General features: G+C 74.7%; 13 protein-coding genes. 5 read left to right on the forward strand and 8 right to left on the reverse strand.

What is annotated here, in order from left to right:
- Positions 1–15: 15 nt before the first annotated feature.
- The gene (locus ABT345_RS07390) at positions 16–1,344 is read right to left on the reverse strand and encodes a L,D-transpeptidase (protein ID WP_345090276.1); all 1,329 of its coding nucleotides are present in this window, start codon (positions 1,342–1,344) and stop codon (positions 16–18) included.
- 82 nt (positions 1,345–1,426) lie between these two features.
- The gene (locus ABT345_RS07395; RefSeq protein WP_345090279.1) at positions 1,427–2,662 is read right to left on the reverse strand and encodes a CaiB/BaiF CoA transferase family protein; all 1,236 of its coding nucleotides are present in this window, start codon (positions 2,660–2,662) and stop codon (positions 1,427–1,429) included.
- A 328-nt stretch (positions 2,663–2,990) separates the two neighbouring features.
- On the opposite strand from ABT345_RS07395, the gene ABT345_RS07400 reads away from it, so the two are divergent.
- Complete coding sequence (locus tag ABT345_RS07400) at positions 2,991–3,251, forward strand: hypothetical protein (protein WP_345090282.1); 261 nt, start codon at positions 2,991–2,993, stop codon at positions 3,249–3,251.
- A 10-nt stretch (positions 3,252–3,261) separates the two neighbouring features.
- Here ABT345_RS07400 and ABT345_RS07405 read toward each other — a convergent pair whose 3' ends face one another.
- The gene (locus ABT345_RS07405; RefSeq protein WP_345090285.1) at positions 3,262–3,864 is read right to left on the reverse strand and encodes a Yip1 family protein; all 603 of its coding nucleotides are present in this window, start codon (positions 3,862–3,864) and stop codon (positions 3,262–3,264) included.
- A gap of 83 nt (positions 3,865–3,947) precedes the next feature.
- Here ABT345_RS07405 and ABT345_RS07410 point away from each other — a divergent pair, with 83 nt between their 5' ends.
- Positions 3,948–4,664 carry a VIT1/CCC1 transporter family protein gene (locus ABT345_RS07410; protein ID WP_345090288.1) on the forward strand — a complete coding sequence of 239 codons (717 nt, stop codon included), beginning with the start codon at positions 3,948–3,950 and terminating at the stop codon, positions 4,662–4,664.
- Between the two features lie 40 nt (positions 4,665–4,704).
- On the opposite strand, the gene ABT345_RS07415 is transcribed toward ABT345_RS07410, so the two are convergent.
- The 4 genes from ABT345_RS07415 to ABT345_RS07430 all read right to left on the reverse strand — a co-directional run bounded on the left by ABT345_RS07415 (position 4,705) and on the right by ABT345_RS07430 (position 9,802).
- Positions 4,705–5,868 (reverse strand): P1 family peptidase, encoded by a 1,164-nt coding sequence (locus ABT345_RS07415; RefSeq protein WP_345090291.1) that lies wholly within the window; start codon positions 5,866–5,868, stop codon positions 4,705–4,707.
- Positions 5,869–5,988: 120 nt separating this feature from the next.
- Positions 5,989–6,795: a L,D-transpeptidase family protein gene (locus ABT345_RS07420; protein ID WP_345090294.1), complete on the reverse strand. Its 807-nt coding sequence runs from the start codon at positions 6,793–6,795 to the stop codon at positions 5,989–5,991.
- A gap of 607 nt (positions 6,796–7,402) precedes the next feature.
- A complete protein-coding gene (locus tag ABT345_RS07425; RefSeq protein WP_345090297.1) occupies positions 7,403–8,560 on the reverse strand; it encodes a low temperature requirement protein A in 1,158 nt (385 codons plus the stop codon).
- Positions 8,561–8,770: 210 nt separating this feature from the next.
- The gene (locus tag ABT345_RS07430; protein WP_345090300.1) at positions 8,771–9,802 is read right to left on the reverse strand and encodes a methyltransferase; all 1,032 of its coding nucleotides are present in this window, start codon (positions 9,800–9,802) and stop codon (positions 8,771–8,773) included.
- A gap of 177 nt (positions 9,803–9,979) precedes the next feature.
- Here ABT345_RS07430 and ABT345_RS07435 point away from each other — a divergent pair, with 177 nt between their 5' ends.
- Both ABT345_RS07435 and ABT345_RS07440 read left to right on the forward strand, forming a co-directional pair.
- A complete protein-coding gene (locus ABT345_RS07435; RefSeq protein WP_345090303.1) occupies positions 9,980–11,311 on the forward strand; it encodes an amidohydrolase in 1,332 nt (443 codons plus the stop codon).
- 327 nt (positions 11,312–11,638) lie between these two features.
- Positions 11,639–12,742 (forward strand): MerR family transcriptional regulator, encoded by a 1,104-nt coding sequence (locus ABT345_RS07440; protein ID WP_345090306.1) that lies wholly within the window; start codon positions 11,639–11,641, stop codon positions 12,740–12,742.
- A gap of 457 nt (positions 12,743–13,199) precedes the next feature.
- Here ABT345_RS07440 and ABT345_RS07445 read toward each other — a convergent pair whose 3' ends face one another.
- The gene (locus tag ABT345_RS07445) at positions 13,200–14,588 is read right to left on the reverse strand and encodes an MFS transporter (protein ID WP_345090309.1); all 1,389 of its coding nucleotides are present in this window, start codon (positions 14,586–14,588) and stop codon (positions 13,200–13,202) included.
- A gap of 546 nt (positions 14,589–15,134) precedes the next feature.
- Here ABT345_RS07445 and ABT345_RS07450 point away from each other — a divergent pair.
- Positions 15,135–15,659 carry an AMP-binding protein gene (locus tag ABT345_RS07450; RefSeq protein WP_345090311.1) on the forward strand — a complete coding sequence of 175 codons (525 nt, stop codon included), beginning with the start codon at positions 15,135–15,137 and terminating at the stop codon, positions 15,657–15,659.
- Positions 15,660–15,711: the final 52 nt, after the last annotated feature.

The raw sequence follows: 15,711 nt of genomic DNA on the forward strand, positions 1-15,711 counted from the left end.
GTGTCCCGCCGGGGGTCAGACCGCGCTGCCCGCCTTCCACTGGTCCCAGGAGAGGTTCCAGCCGTTGAGGCCGTTGTCGGGCTGGACGGTCTTGTCGTGGGAGTTCTTGACGATCACCACGTCGCCGACGAGCGACTCGTTGAAGAACCACTTGCCGGGGGTGTCCCCGCCGCCGCCCTTGGCGTCGCGCAGGCCGACGCAGCCGTGGCTGGTGCCGGACTTGCCGAAGATCGAGGGCGAGCCCCAGTAGTTGCCGTGGATGAAGGTGCCGGAGGAGGAGAGCCGCATGGCGTGCGGGACGTCCTTGATGTCGTACTCGCCGCCGAAGCCGACCGTCGAGCCGTCCATCCGGGTCTGCACGAACTTCTCAGAGATCACCATCTGGCCGTTGTAGGTCGGGTGATCGGGGCTGCCGCCCGAGATCGGGACGGACTTCAGGACCGAGCCGTTCCGCTTGACCGTCATGATCTGGGTGTTCATGTCGACGGTGGAGACCTGCGAGCGGCCGATGGTGAAGGTGACCGTCTTGGACTGCACACCGGTGATGCCGTCGCCGCCCTGCACGCCGTCCAGGTCGATCTTCATCGTGACCTTGGAGTTGGCCTTCCAGTACTCCTCGGGCCGGAAGTCGAGACGCTGCGCGCCGAACCAGTGGCCGACGATCTCCTGGCCGCTGTCGGACGTCACCGTGATGTGGGACTGGACGTCCTTCTTGTTGGTGATGACCTTGTCGAAGTTGAAGGACACCGGCATACCGACGCCGACGGTCTTGCCGTCGTCGGGCGTGTAGTTGCCGATGAAGCTGTGGTCCGACGAGACGGTGCTGAAGGTCGCGTTCTCGGTGGCGGAGCGGCCCTTGGCGTCCTTGGCGTTCGCCACCAGCTTGTACTTGGTGCCCCGCTCCAGCTGGACGCCGGGCTTCCAGGAGGTGCCGTCGCCCGATATGGCCCCTTCGACGGGGGCGCCGCTGTCGGCGACGGTCAGCTTCACATCGGTCAGCTTGCCGCCGGTGACCTTGACTCCGGTGTCGTTGATGCTGGCGTCCGTCGCGCCGTCCTTCGACGAAACCGTGATCTTGGCGTCCGAGGCGTCCTTGGCGGCGGCGGCGTCCGCGCCCGCCTGTCCGTTCTTCCCGTCGCCCGAACCGGCCTCGGCGCTGCCGCCGCATGCCGAGAGCGTCAGCGCACCGGCCGCGAGCAGCGCCGTCAGCGCGAGGGCGCGGCGGGTCCGGCGACCGGGGCGCGGCGCCGCGAAGGCGTCCTGCTCGGGCGGCTGGAGCAGCTGGTGCGAGGTGCGGGACCGAGTAGTGGTGGAGTTGTCCGGCGATGTCACGAGCTGCTCCATACAAGGGTGTTGTGTGATCCGTGCTGGTAAACAGCACGTACGGCGGGAATTGGTTGCGGATGGCCTGAACTTGTGGGCAAGGTCACACGCATGGTGGAAGGGGGTGGTCGGGAGGGCCCGACAGCCAGGTTCGCAGCGGTGTGCCGTGTTCGTCCAGACGCGGTGGCGGCGTCGGCGCTGTGACGGGCGTCTCGGAGAGCCGCAGCGCACTGCTGATCTGGGGAATTCTCCCCTCTCCCACGGGAGTCACGGGCGCCAGCCCCAGCCCTTCCGCGAACTCCAGGGCCTCGGAGAGGGTGTTGACGGGGCCGCAGGGCACGGAGGCCGCGGTGAGACGTTCCGTCCAGGACTGCGGTGTATCCGAGGAAAGCAACTTCTCCAGCTGTTCGACCAGTTCTGCTCTGTTTTGCACCCGGTCCTGGTTGCGACGGAAGCGATCATCGTCGGCCAGTTCCGGCGCGCCCAGGGCCTCCGTCAGCGCCCGGAACTGCCGGTCGTTGCCCGCCGCGACGGCCAGCAGCCCACCCCGGCAGGCCAGCGTCTCGTACGGCGCGATGCTCGGGTGCCGGTTGCCCAGCGGCCCCGGATCGCGCCCCGTCGCCAGATGCCCGGACGCCTGGTTGACGAGCGAGCCCAGCAGCGACGACAGCAGATTGACCTCCACCAGCTGGCCCCGCCCGGTGCGCTCGCGGTGGTGCAGCGCGGCGAGGATCGCGGTGGTGGCGTCCTTCGCGGTGAGGACGTCGACGAGCGCCACCCCGGCCTTCAGCGGCGTGCCGCCGGGCTCGCCGGTGATGCTCATCAGCCCGCCGACCGCCTGCACCACGAAGTCGTACCCGGCCAGATGGGCGCCGCCGCCGGAGCCGAAGCCGGTGATCGAGCAGTGCACCAGGCGCGGGTTGGCGGCCCGGGTGGACGCCGCGTCGAGGCCGTACTTGGTGAGGGCGCCGGGCCGGAAGTTCTCGATCAGGACGTCGGCGCGGCGGGCCAGTTCGCGGGCGGCGGCCGCGTCGTCGGGGTCGCCGAGGTCCAGCGCGAGGCCGCGCTTGGAGCGGTTGGCGGCGTCGAAGTAGGCGGCGGTGCCGTCGGGGCCGAACGGCGGGCCCCAGGCCCGGGTGTCGTCACCGGCGCCGGGCCGCTCCACCTTGACGACATCGGCGCCCAGATCGGCGAGGGTCGCCGCGGCCAGCGGGCCCGCCAGGACCCGGCTGAAGTCGGCGACGAGCAGTCCGTCGAGGGCGCGGGCGGGCGGTCGGCCCGACTCCCCGGCGGGTTGTGGCTGCTGCGGAGGCGGCGGTTGCGGGGACGGCTGCGGCACGTGCGTACTCCTCACCTCGCGGACGGGTGCGGCCATCGTCGAGGAGGGTCCGGAGTGCGGGAAGGCGCCGCGGTGTCCAAGGCGGCGGGGCGCATTCTGCCGCCCCGGAGAGGAGACGGCCCAGGCGGCGGGAGGACGGACGGCCGGAGCGGGCAGGCAGTTCCCGCATAATGGTGTGAACTACTGCAATACCGGTAATTCTCCTGAGGGGTACAGGACTTCACGTGGTGCCCGTAGAGTTCCGCGAGACCCGGCCCGCATTCTCCCCGATCACGGCATCCGCCCCGCCCACCGCAGCCACCCCGCCCGCGTCGCCCTGGAGGACCGCATGCTCCTCACCGTCGAGACCCTTCAGCTGATCGGATTCGCCGTGCTCGGCGTCGCGAGCGTGGTCTGGGTCATCGGGCTGCTCCGGCTGCTGCGCCGTGAGGAGCACCGCACGGCGACCGGGCGCGACGGCCGGGCGCTGCTGGACCGGGTGCCGCGGCAGACGGGCCCGGCCGGTCCGCCCGCCGAGTGCGTGGAGCTGACCGCCGCCGAGCGCGAGGCGTTCGCCTCGCTCGTACGGCAGTTGACGCGCCGCCGCTGAGCCTGCCGGGTCACTGCGCGGGGCCGAGCTTGAGCAGCGCCAGCGCCGCCAGCATCTGCACGGAGATCGCGGCCGCCGCCTTGTGCGTCGGCAGATGGTGCTGACCGCGTATCAGCAGCACGGCCAGCACGTAGCCGAAGCCCCAGGTCGTCCACGTCAGCGCCTGGACGAAGGTGGCCTGCGGGGGCAGCCAGGTCGCCAGGAGCAGCCGCGGCAGGTCGGTCACCCAGAACAGCACGATGAACAGGCTCGCGGTCGGCGCGAAGCGGCCGTTGCCGCCCAGCGTGCGCGCGATGGCGTGGGTGGCCGCGCCCAGGGCGAAGCTGGCGGCCAGGACGCACCCGACGGCCAGCCCCATCAGCTTCAGCGCCGCACTCGGGTCGGCCGCCCACTGACCCTGGAAGGCGTCCGCCGACAACACCCCGACAACGCCGCTGACCAGGCACAACACCACCGCTGCGCTCCAGGCGGAACGGTCCCGGGCCTCGTCCAGGACCTCCACCGGGCGGTACCACAGGCCGAGGAAGAGCCGGTGCCACCACAGGCGCCGCCGCTCGGGTACGGGGCGGGGCGACTGGACGAGCGTGGGTGCGGGGGGCGGCGGAGCGGGCATACAGCCGTTCTACCATCGGCCGTTTTGTCGCGATGCGGTGGCGTCGGCACCGGGAGCGGGGCCGCGGATGAGAGTCTGCGGACATGAGCGAGCAGACTCCCGATCACGGTGAGGCGCACGGCGGCGGGTTGGGCGGACGGCTCAACTGGCTGCGCGCCGCGGTGCTCGGCGCCAACGACGGCGTGGTCTCCACCGCGGGCCTCGTCGTCGGCGTCGCCGGAGCGACCAGCTCCCGCACCACCTTGCTGACCGCCGGACTCGCGGGGCTGCTCGCCGGGTCCATGTCGATGGCGGCGGGCGAGTACGTCTCCGTCTCCACCCAGCGGGACGCCGAGAAGGCCGCGCTGGTCCAGGAGCGGCGGGAGCTGGCCACCGAGCCGAAGGCCGAACTCATCGAGCTGACCGGCCTGCTGAGGGCGAAGGGCCTGAGCGCGAAGCTGGCCCGCGAGGTGGCCGTCCAGCTGACCGCGCACGACGCGCTGCGGGCCCACGCCGAGGTGGAGCTGGGCATCGACCCGGACGAACTGACCAACCCCTGGCACGCGGCCGGCGCCAGCTTCCTCGCCTTCACCGTCGGCGCCCTGCTCCCGCTGCTGGCGATCGTGCTGCCACCGGACGGCCTGCGCCTGCCGGTCACGGTCGTCTCGGTGCTCGCCGCCCTCGCCCTGTGCGGCTGGCTGAGCGCCCGCCTCGGCTCCGCCCCGGCGGTGCCCGCGATCCTCCGCAACACCGGGGGCGGGGCGCTGGCGATGATCGTCACGTATGTGGCGGGGGCGGCGCTGGGGGCCAGCGGGGCCTGACCGCGACGGACCCGGCCTCTGCACGACGCGGGGCGCCTCGCTACGGCTGCCCGGGGTCCGCGGCGCCGCCGGACGCGCCCCGCGCCCCGGGCGGCTCCGCCTCGCCGTACAGCTCCGTGTACGAGGGGAAGTGGCCGCCGGGGCCGTCGACGGTGACGGCGGTGCGGAGCGCGTCGGTGACGGCGCGGGTCAGGACGTCGGCGCCGGCGGCGAGGAGGTCGTTGAGCGCGCCGGTCTCGGCGTGCACCGTGAACGCCGGGTCGGTGCCCGCTGCCTCCGGGGCGAGCGGGCGGCCGCAGGTGGACAGCGCGAAGACGGTGTCGCCGTCGGAGAGCAGATGGACGGGGCGCACCGCGCGGGCCAGCCCGTCGTGCGCGGTGCCGGCCAGCTTCTGGGCCTGGGCACGGGTGAGCCGGGCGTCCGTCGCGACGACCGCGAGGGTGGTGTTGAGCGGCGGCCGGGCCGAGGCCGCCGACCGCTCCCGGGACGTCTCGCGCGCCGCGGCCAGCGCCCGGACCGCCGCCGCGTGCCGCTCCGGATCGGGCGGCACGGCGGGCGCCCCGTCCGCCCCGAGGAGGTCCCCGTAGAGCACGCCGGTACGGGGATCGACGGGCGAGCCGGCGGCGTTGACGGCGGCGAGCGCGGCGACGGTGGCACCGGACGGCAGCAGCACGCTCGCCGTGCCGATCCCGCCCTTGAGCCCGCCGGCCACCGCGCCCGTACCGGCGCCGACGTTGCCGCGCTCGACGGGACCGCCCGGCGGTGCGTGGTGCGCCGCATGGACCGCGGCCCGGCCCAGCGCCGCGTCCGGCCGGGCCCGCCAGTCGCCGCCGCGCCCGAGGTCGAAGAGGGCGGCGGCCGGGACGACCGGCACCACCTGTGAGGGGTCCGGGCCGACGCGGAAGCCGCGGCCGTGCTCCTCCAGCCAGGCGGCGACCCCGGACGCGGCGTCGAGCCCGAAGGCGCTGCCGCCGGTCAGGACGACGGCGTCGACGCGCTGGACGAGATTGCGGGGGTCGAGGGCGTCGGTCTCGCGGGTGCCGGGCCCGCCACCGCGCACATCGACCGCGGCGATCGCGCCGCCCTCGGGCGCGAGCACCACGGTGGTGCCGGACAGCTGGCCGGAGCCGATGCGCTGGGCGTGCCCCACCGACAGGCCGGGCACATCGGTCAGGGCGTCGTGGCGGTGCGCTGCGTCAGCCATGCCCCATGCGTACCACGGCGGGTGCGGCACGGGGCAGGGGAGTGACGGACGGGGCGCCGACGCGCGGGGCGGCCCCGGATGCGGCGGACCGGCCGGGCGCGGGGCCCGGCCGGCGGGCCGTCAGCCGGCCCCCGGGCCCATCACGATGACCGGGTGCTGCGCGGGGTCCAGGGTCCGCAGCAGCTCCCGCATCACCTCGGGCTTGAGGCTCACACAGCCCTGGGTGGGGCCGTCGTGGTCGACGTGCAGCCACACGCCGCCGCCCTTCTCGTCGCCGTCCGGGCGCTCCGGATCCAGCGGCGAGGTGCCGGCCACGCGGTTGTAGTTGATGGCGATGACGTAGTCGAACGCGCCCGCCAGGGGCTCGCCCTCCACGCCGGTGCCGTTGGCGACGAAGCTGTCGTTGTGGTCGTAGGGGAGCTTGGTGCCCTTGGGCGCGGGCAGCAGGCCACCGGCGTCGGTCAGGTCGAAGACGCCCTCCGGGGACCGCAGGTCGCCGTAGTGGTGGTCGTCGGTCCAGCCGTGCGCGGCGTTGTGGGCGGCCCACTGCTCACCGGCGCGCCAGTCGTCCGACCCCTTGGCGCGGGTGTAGAGGACCACCTTGGAGTCGAAGGAGTCCTTGTCCGCGCCCCGCACGACGAGGACCTGGCGGGAGTCGGACGGTATCCGCTTCCGTTCCGCGTCGCTCAGGCCCGGGATGGGGCGTGTGGCGTTCGCGACGGTCTTGGCACCGGACGGTTTCTCCGGACCGGATACCGACGCGGGGGTGCCGTTCTTGGCCTCCTGCTGAGCGTCGTGGTCATCGCCGGATGCGGGCCAGGCCCACAGGGCGGTGCCCATCAACGTGGTCAGCGCGAGACCGCTCACGGCCTTCCCGCGGCGGGACATGCTTCTGCGCGCGCGGGGCTGAGCGTGGCGGGCGGCCATGGCTGGCGTCTCCTCAGATACGGATCAGATGCGGACGGTCGGGTACGGCGGTCGGACACAAACGGGCGGTACGGGCCCTCAGATGCCTGCGGGCGAAGGGCTCGTAGGCATAAAAAGGGCAATCTGCACCCTACCGCGAGGTCGTCGTGTCGCCGCCCGGGCCTCCGTCCCCGCATCCGGATCGCGAGACCCGAACGCCCGGAATGTACGCCCGAAAGAGGTCGGAGTGTCGCGGTTTACGTTCCCTTACGGGGTGCCGGTGACGGCCCGTCGGCAGGGGCGGAACATGGCTGAAAATTCCCCGCAAAATCCCCTAGGTGTCCACGAGTTGACCTCCAATGCCGAGGAGTCGCAGGTCACGGGCGTACGCCGGAGGAGTCAGACCGGCGCGTGACGCCCCGTTGACCGGACCACGGGCGGCCCGCCGGCGCCGTACGGGCCGGCAGGGCGCGGCTCACGCGACCGGGGGAACCGTTCCGGACGCCGAAATCGGATGCCGCAATTCCCCCGGTCGGGCCGGGGAACTGCTCCGTTCACCGGAGTGGCGCAGGCGCGGAGCGCTCCCGTCGGAGCGCCGGACCCCGGCGGGCGGCGCACCCCGCCCGGGTCATGCGCTCAGCGCCGCGCCCTGCCGGGAGGTCAGGGTGACGCCCGCCGCGACCGCCGCCGCGCACACCAGGCCGGACGCGAACACCGCGTACGTCCCGGCGAAGGTGCAGCCCAGCACCGCGACGGCGGCGAGGGGCAGCACCAGCTGCTGTGCCCAGCCCCGCTTCTGATGGCGCGAGTGCAGCAGCCAGACGCTGAACAGGAACAGTGCGGCCGGCACCGTCACACAGGCGGACGCCGCCAGGAGCGACAGATGCGAGGCGCCGACCGACTGCTCCACCGCGACCTCGATGCCCGCGCCGATCGCCGCCGCCGAGCCGAACACGACGTAGTGGCCGTACCCCCAGACGAACGCCTGACGGCTGGAGCGCAGATGCAGATGGATAGGGACCGCGAAGTAGATCCAGTACGCGGCGAAGACCAGCAGCAGCCCGCCGGCGGCGATCGGCAGCAGCGCCCCCAGCTCGTCGTGCTCGTCCAGCGCGGACTGCACCGCGACGGTGGCCGCCGCGATCGTCTCGCCCAGCACGATGATGGTGAACAGGCCGTACCGCTCCGCGATGTGCCCCGGATGCCACGCCGTCGCCCGGTGCCGCTCCGCGAACAGCGGTACGCACAGCTCCGCCACCGCCATCACCAGGAACACCCACGGGCGGCCCTGCTCCGGTGCGAACAGCAGCCCCAGCCAGCCGACCTGGCACAGGCTCACCCCGCCCGCGTACCGCAGCGCGGTCCGGCGCTCCTCGCCGCCGCAGCCGTGCGCGGCCCGCAGCCACTGGCTGACCATCGCCAGCCGCATCACCAGAAAGCCGAACCAGACGACCGCGAACTGACTCTCCTCGAAGGCCCGCGGCACCCCCGCCGCCAGGATCAGCACGCCCGCGATCTGCACCAGCGTCGTGATCCGGTAGAGCGTGTCGTCGGTGTCGTACGCGGAGGCGAACCAGCTGAAGTTCAGCCAGGCCAGCCAGATGGCGAAAAAGAGCATGAGGTAGCCGCTGATGCCGTGGCCGGGATGGCCCTCGGCGAGGGCGTGCACGAGCTGACGGCCGGCCTGGGCGATGCCCACGACGAAACACAGGTCGAAAAAGAGCTCCAGCGGCGTGGAGGCGCGGTGCGCCTCGTCGGTGCGGCGGGCTCGCATACGGACCGGCACGGTGCGCTTCCTCCAGGGTCAGCCGGTGATCCGCCCCTGCGTGATCACGTCGCCCCGACGGTACGCGCACCACCCCGCGGACCGGCGCAGCCACCGCCGACCCCTGCCGGCCCGGCCCGGTCGCCCCGGCTCGGCCCGGCCGGAGGCGTTCGCGATGGCCGGCGGTGCCGCCTCCAGCCCGCGGAACGAACCGGCCGACGCCCGGTCAGCTCACTCGGCCACCGCCTCCACCACGGACGGCGTCGCGGCGGTCGGCAGGACGCGGGTGAGCCGGAAGCCGCTGGACGACAGCAGCGCCGCGAACTCCTCCGAGCCCCGCTCCCGCCCATCGACGACCGCCATCATCGCGACGTCCATCGTCTTGCCGAAGTGCGGGGCGTTGCCCGGCGGCAGCACCGACTCGACGATCAATATCCGGCTGCCGGGCGCCATCGCCGCGCGGCAGGTCCGCAGGATGTCCCGGCACCGCTCGTCGGTCCAGTCGTGCAGGACATGCTTGAGGACGTAGACGTCGCCGCCCGCCGGGACCGAGGTGAAGAAGTCGGCCTCCTCGGTGCGCCAGCGGCCCTTCAGCTCGTCGTCGTCCAGCAGATGCCGGGCGAGCGGCGGCGCCTGGTCGACGAGGACGCCGGTCAGCTCCGGGCGGCGGCGCAGCACCGCGCGGAGCAGTCCGCCGCGGCCACCGCCGACATCGACGACCGTGCCGGTCTCCGGGAAGGGGTAGGCCGCCGCGACGGCCTCGTCCGCGGTGGCCGACAGGGAGGTCATCCCGTCGTCGAGGAGGGCACGGGCCCGCTCGTCCCCCTGGAGGTACTGGAAGAGGGGCTGCCCGAAGAGGCGCTCGAAGGGCGCCGCGCCGTCCCGGACCGTCTCCTCCAGCAGCTCCGACGTCCGCAGGAACAGCGTGTCGGTCAGCATCAGCACCGCGGTGTGCAGCGAGTCGGGCACGTCCGTACGGAGCAGGCGGGCGGCGGGCGTCAGTTGGTAGGTGCCGGCGGAGTCCTCGTGGAAGATGCCGCGGCTGGCGAGCAGCCGCAGCACCCGGCGCAGATGCGGGGCATGGGTGCCGGTGGCCTCCGCCAGCTGCTCGGGGGTGCGGGGGCCGCGGGCGAGGTGGTCGGCGATGCGGTGGTGGGCCGCGGTACGCAGCGCGGCCGAAAAGAGGTGCCCCAGCGCCTGGTCCGTCAGGTGCGCGACGAGGTTGGTGGGCTCGCCGGTCGGTCGGGGGGATGAAGTGGCCAACGTCCGCCTCCGGTCATTGACGTGAAGGTGCTGGTCCACGGTGGCAGCGTCCGGCCCGCGTGTCACCAGAGCGCCGGGCCCAACCCGCGAAGTCCGGCCAGCCGGGCGCCCGGATCGCGCCGTACCGGGGTGGCCGGTAGGGATGCCCGGACAGACGGACCGTGATCGAATGCGTGTATGGGCCACCGTGACGAGGACCGTGAGACCAGGACCGAAGCCGCCGATGGAGACACGGGCGGGAGGGGGCCCGGCGACGCGGGCGCGGACGCCGCCGCGGATCGCGACGCCGTGCTCGCACCGCTCGATGGCCGCCTCGACGATCTGGTGGCCCTCTACGAGGACCTGCACCGCCACCCCGAACTCTCCTTCCGGGAGACGCGCACGGCGGCCGAGGTCGCCCGGCGGCTGACCTCCTGCGGCTACGACGTCACCACCGGGATAGCCGGGACCGGTGTCACCGGGGTGCTGCGCAACGGGTCCGGTCCGGTGGTGCTGCTGCGCGCCGACATGGACGCGCTGCCGGTCACCGAGGACACCGGTCTGCCGTACGCGTCGACCGTGCCCGGTGTGATGCACGCCTGCGGGCACGATGTGCACGTCAGCTGTCTGCTGGGCGCCGCGGATCTGCTCGCGGCCGGGCGGGCGCGCTGGTCGGGGACGCTGGTGGTGCTCTTCCAGCCCGCCGAGGAGAACGGCGGCGGGGCCCGGGCGATGCTGGACGCGGGCCTCTACACCGAGGGCATCGTGCCGACGCCGGATGTGGTGCTGGCCCAGCACGTGGCGCCCTTCGGCGCGGGACTGATCGCGTACTGCCCCGGGGTGTGCATGGCGGCGGCCGACAGCCTGAAGATCACCTTCCACGGCAGCGGCGGCCACGGCTCCCGGCCGGAGACCACCGTCGACCCGATCGTCATGGCGGCGTCGTTCGTCCAGCGGGTGCAGTCCGTGGTGGCGCGCGAGGTGGCGCCCGGCGAGCGGGCGGTGGTCACCGTCGGGTCGTTCCAGGCCGGGGACACCGCCAACGTCATCCCCGACCATGCCGTGGTCAAGCTGAGCGTCCGCACCTTCGACGAGGCGGTGCGGTCCCGGGTGCTGACGGCCATCGACCGGATCGCCCGCGCCGAGGCGGAGGCGTCGGGCGCGAAGCAGCTCCCCGAGACCGCGGTCCTGGACGACTTCCCGGTGACCTTCAACGACGCGCGGACGCTGCGCCAGGTCAACTCCGCCTTCACCGGGCTCTTCGGCGAGCAGCGGCTGTTCGCGTACGACCCGGCGTCCGGCAGCGAGGACGCGGGGCTGCTGGCGACGGCCGCCGGGGCGCCGCTCTACTACTGGTGGCTGGGCGGCTGGGACCCGGAGGCGTTCCACACGGCGTTCGCCGCCGGGCGGCTGGCGCAGGACATCCCCTCCAATCACTCGCCGCGCTTCGCGCCCGTCGCCCGCCCGACTCTCACCATGGGCGTCCAGGCCCTCACCACGGCGGCCCTGAGCAGGCTCGAAGCGCCGTAGCGGCGGGCCGGTGCGGTGGCCAGGCGCGGCGGCGCACGCCATGGCCGGGGTGCGCGCCGGAGCCGGTGCGGGGCGGCGGGCCCGGCATGCGGCGGCGTGCCCCGAAGCCGGCTGTGCGGCGCCCGGCGGCCGGCCCGGCGCCGCCCGGTACGGACCGGACGGCAGGCGCCCGGACCCCGCCTTCGGACACGGTTGACCTTGTCCTTGGGGGAAGCCACAGCATCGGTGGAGCCGGGCGACGGGCCCGGTACGAGGAGGACGGCCGGGCGCCCGGGCCGGGCGGCTGCCCGCCCCACGGCGGCCGGACGGCACGGGAAGGGGCGGACGGTGACGGGGTACGGGGACCGCGGAGACGGGACGGGGCTGCTGACCATCGGGGCGTTCGCCCGCGCCTGCCGGCTCTCGCCCAAGGCGCTGCGGCTCTACGACGACCTCGGCCTGCTGCCCCCGGCACACGTCGACCCCCAAAACGGCTACCGGCGCTACGCGCCCGCGCAGTTGGAACGGGCGCGGCTCGTCGCCTGGCTGCGGCGGCTGGGGATGCCGCTGGCCCGCATCCGGGAGGTGTGCGCCCTGCCGCCGGGCACGGCGGCCACCGTGGTCGCCGCCTACTGGGAACGGGTCGAGGCCGACACCGCGGCCCGCCGGGACCTGGCCGTCTTCCTCGTCGACCAACTGTCCCGGAAGGACTCCACCATGGCGACCACTCCCACCCCCGTGACGCTGCGCGCCGCGGCCCTGACCGACGGCGGGCTCGTCCGCACCGCCAACCAGGACGCGGTGCACGCCGGGCGGCGGCTGCTCGCCGTCGCCGACGGATACGGCACGACCGGCGGCCGGGCGGCGGCCACCGCACTCGGCGAACTGACGGCCCTGGAGACGCGCGACCTGGCGCCCGCGGATCTCCTCGACACGCTGGAGGAGGCCGCGCACCGCGCCAACGGTGCGGTCCGGCGGCTCGGTGCCGAGGGCGCGTCGGAGGCGGGCTGCACCCTGACGGCGCTGCTCCACGCCGGGGCGCGGCTGGCGCTGGCGCACATCGGCGACTCGCGCGGCTACGTCCTGCGGGACGCCCGGCTGGTGCGGCTGACCCACGACCACAGCCTGGTGCAGTCCCTCATCGACGAGGGACGGCTCACGCCGGAGGAGGCGCCCGGCCATCCGCAGCGCGCGCTGCTGTCCCGTGCCCTCGACGGCGGTGAGGGTTTCGCCCCTGACCTGCGGCTGCTGGACGCCCGCCCGGGCGAGCGGTACCTGCTGTGCACCGACGGGCTCCACGCCGTCCTGCCGCCGGGCACCCTCCAGGAGGCGCTGACCGCGGCACCCGGCCCCGAACAGGCCGTGCGCGAACTGGTCACGCTGGCGCGAGAGGCGGGCGCGCCGGACAACATCGGCTGCGTGGTCGCCGACACGGTGGCGGCGGACGCCTGACCGCAGGAGCCACGGCGGACACCCCAGCCACCGCCGTGCCCGGCGCGGACCGCCGCGTCGGGCACGGCACCGGCGTCGGAAGGCGTCACGTCCGCGCGGACCGCCCGGACCGCGCCGGTCGGTGGCCTCTCCGTCCGCGCCGCGCCGGCCGGCTTCGCCTCCGCCCACCCCTCGTCGGACGGAGCTACCTCCGCCCGCCCGGCGCCGGCCGGCGCCGCCCCCGCTCCTTCGGCACCCTCCGGCATCACACCCGCCCGAACCGCGCCGCGCCACCTGCCGGCCGACCGCCAACTTCCCCATACCGCACCCCCGTTGTCCTGCACTGCGTCACTTTCCGTGCTCGTTTCGCGGACTCAACATACGACCGACGGCGCGCGGCGCGCCGGGCCTGTGGATAACTCCCGCGGGGGTTGCATGACGGAGTTCGCCCGGCCGGAGGGGCGGGGCCGGGCGGTGGTCATTCCGGCGTGCCCTGCCCGCCCCTCCGCAGCAGTCGCCGGAGTGTCCGGAGGGCGGCCGGGGCGGTCAGGCCGAGCGCCGTCGCCAGGCAGGCCGCCCCGAGGAGGGCGGGGCGGGGGCCCTCGTCCGGGAGCGGCAGGGCGAGGCCCAGACCGGCGGTGACGGTCAAGGCCGCCTTGGTCACCCCCGCGGCCGCGCCCGCCCCGTCGGCCGCCGCCAGGGCCTGCGTCCCGGTGAGGGCCAGTGCGCCCGCCGTCCCCAGCGCGGCCGCCGCGACCGTCGCCGCCACCAGGAGCGGCAGCGGATCCGCACCGCCCAGGGGCAGCGCCCCCAGTGCGACGGCCGCCACGGTCAGGCAGCCCGTCATCACCGCCGTTCCGGCCGCCGGCCGCACCCGTCCGGCGGCCGGGCCACCGGCGGCCAGCGCCGCTGCCGGAACCAGGAACGCCAGCCCGGCGGCGGCCGGCGCCAGCCCGGCGGCCCGCTCAAGGAGCTGCGGCACGGTGAACAACAGGGCGACCGTCGCCGCGTTGGCCACCGCCCCCGAGGCCGTCAGCCGCAGATAGCGCCCGTCGCGGAGCAGCGCCGGGTCCAGGAGCGGCACCGTTCGCCGCGACCGCCGTACGCAACCGGTGCCGAGCGCCGCCGCGGCGGTCAGCCAGGCCCACCACCAGGGGCCGCCGCCCAGCCCGAGCGCCAGACAGGCGCAGGCACCCGTGGCGGCCACGGCGCCCGCGGCATCCGGATGCGACGCGGTCCGGGACGTCCCCGGGGCGCGTCGCACGGCGGGGCGCCGGGCCGCTGCCGCTGCCGCCAGCGCCGGCAGCGCCGTCAGCCAGAAGACCGCCCGCCAGGAGCCGTACTGCGTGACCGCGCCGCCCACGAACGGGCCGCAGGCGGTGGCGAGTCCGGCCAGCCCCAGGGCACGCCCGGTCATCCGCCGGCCCCGGGCACCGGGAAAGACCCGGGTGAGCAGCGCCAGCCCGTTCGGCATGATCAGCGCGGCGCCCGCACCCTGGAGCACCCGGGCCGCCACCAGCAGCGGCAGCGATGGCGCGAGGGCACAGGCGGCGGCCGCGGCGGCGAACAGCAGCAGCCCGGTACGGAGCATCCGGCGCCTGCCGTACGCGTCGCCGAGCCGCCCGGCGAGCGGCATCAGCGCCCCGGCCGCCAGGAGATAGCCGCCGCTCACCGCGCGCCCCAGGGCCGCCGGGCCCGGCAGTTCGCCCCGGATGACGGGCAGCGCGAGATGCAGCGCGAACGAGTCCAGCTGGACGCAGAACGCGCCCAGTGCCACCGAGGCGAGCGCCCACCGGCCGCCCGGCCCGGCCCCGTGCGGCGGCGGGGACGGCGGCGGGGACGGCGGGATGTACGGGGACGTGGGCATACGGGACGGCCTTTCGTACGGGCGCGCGCAGGGGGCGCGCGGCGCGGGTGGGCACGCCGGGGCGCGGAGGCGCGCGTCAGGGCGTGGGAGACCAGGGGCGACTTCCGTCGCGAGGGAGGGGATTGGGTGCCCGGAACGAGGGGCAGGAAGGGGGCGGGCCGGAGCCGTGCAGATCGTCGGGGGTCGCAGGGCCCGAGAGATTCCGGCGGGCGAGGGGACGCGGCACTTCTGAAGGCCCGGAGACGGGACGCGGTGCCGGGCATACGGAACGGCGCAGCCGCGGGGATGCGTTCCCGGAAGGGCCGGTTGACATGCGGTCCGTCACGGCGCGGAGCGAGATGGCCGGCGGCGACGGGTCAGATGGTCGCCGGGCGCGGCGCCCTTCGGTAGCGTATCGGACCGCGCCGCACCGGGGGCGCCCGCGGGCGAACGGGCGCCCGGCGCACGGGCCGTGCCCGTCGGCGCGGAACGGGTGGCGGGTGCGTACAGCGGACGTTCAGCGATCGTTGATCGGCGATCTTCAGGCTGGTCCGCATGTTGCGCCGTGTGACCTCAGAGCATGCAGATGGCTCCGCCGAGCCGCAGGCCTCCCGTCGGCCGGGCGGCTCGCGGCCCGCGCTGACCTGGTCCGGCGAGCCGGGACGGCTGGAGGAGCTGACGCACGGCATGCTCCTCGACCGGGCGGAGCGCGCCGCGACCGTGCTGAGCCGCCTCGGTGTCGGCGCGGGTGACCGGGTCGCCGTCCATCTGCCGCTGGTCCCGGAATCGGTGATCGTCACGCTCGCCTGCGGACAGCTCGACGCCATCCGCACCACGCTCCCGGTGCAGCTGACCGCCCCGCAACTCGCCGAGCGCATACCGGAGTCGGAGGCACGGGTGCTGGTCACCGCGGACGCGGCGTTCTGGGAGGGCTCCGTCCGCCCCGTGAAGCCGGTCCTGGACCGGGCCCTGAACCACGCCGCGTGCCGCGAGGTGACGGCGCCCGTCCTCGTCATCAGCCGCTGCGCCCGCCCCGTGGGCTGGACACCGGGCCGTGACCACTGGTGGCACGAGGAGCTGGAGCAGGTCTGAGCGGGGGCGCACGGAGCGGAACGCGCGCTCCGGGGCGGACGCCCCGTACGCC

Origin of the sequence: Streptomyces sp. NPDC000404 (assembly GCF_040300365.1) — a bacterium.
In the GTDB taxonomy this organism is placed as follows: Bacteria; Actinomycetota; Actinomycetes; order Streptomycetales; family Streptomycetaceae; genus Streptomyces; species Streptomyces ramulosus.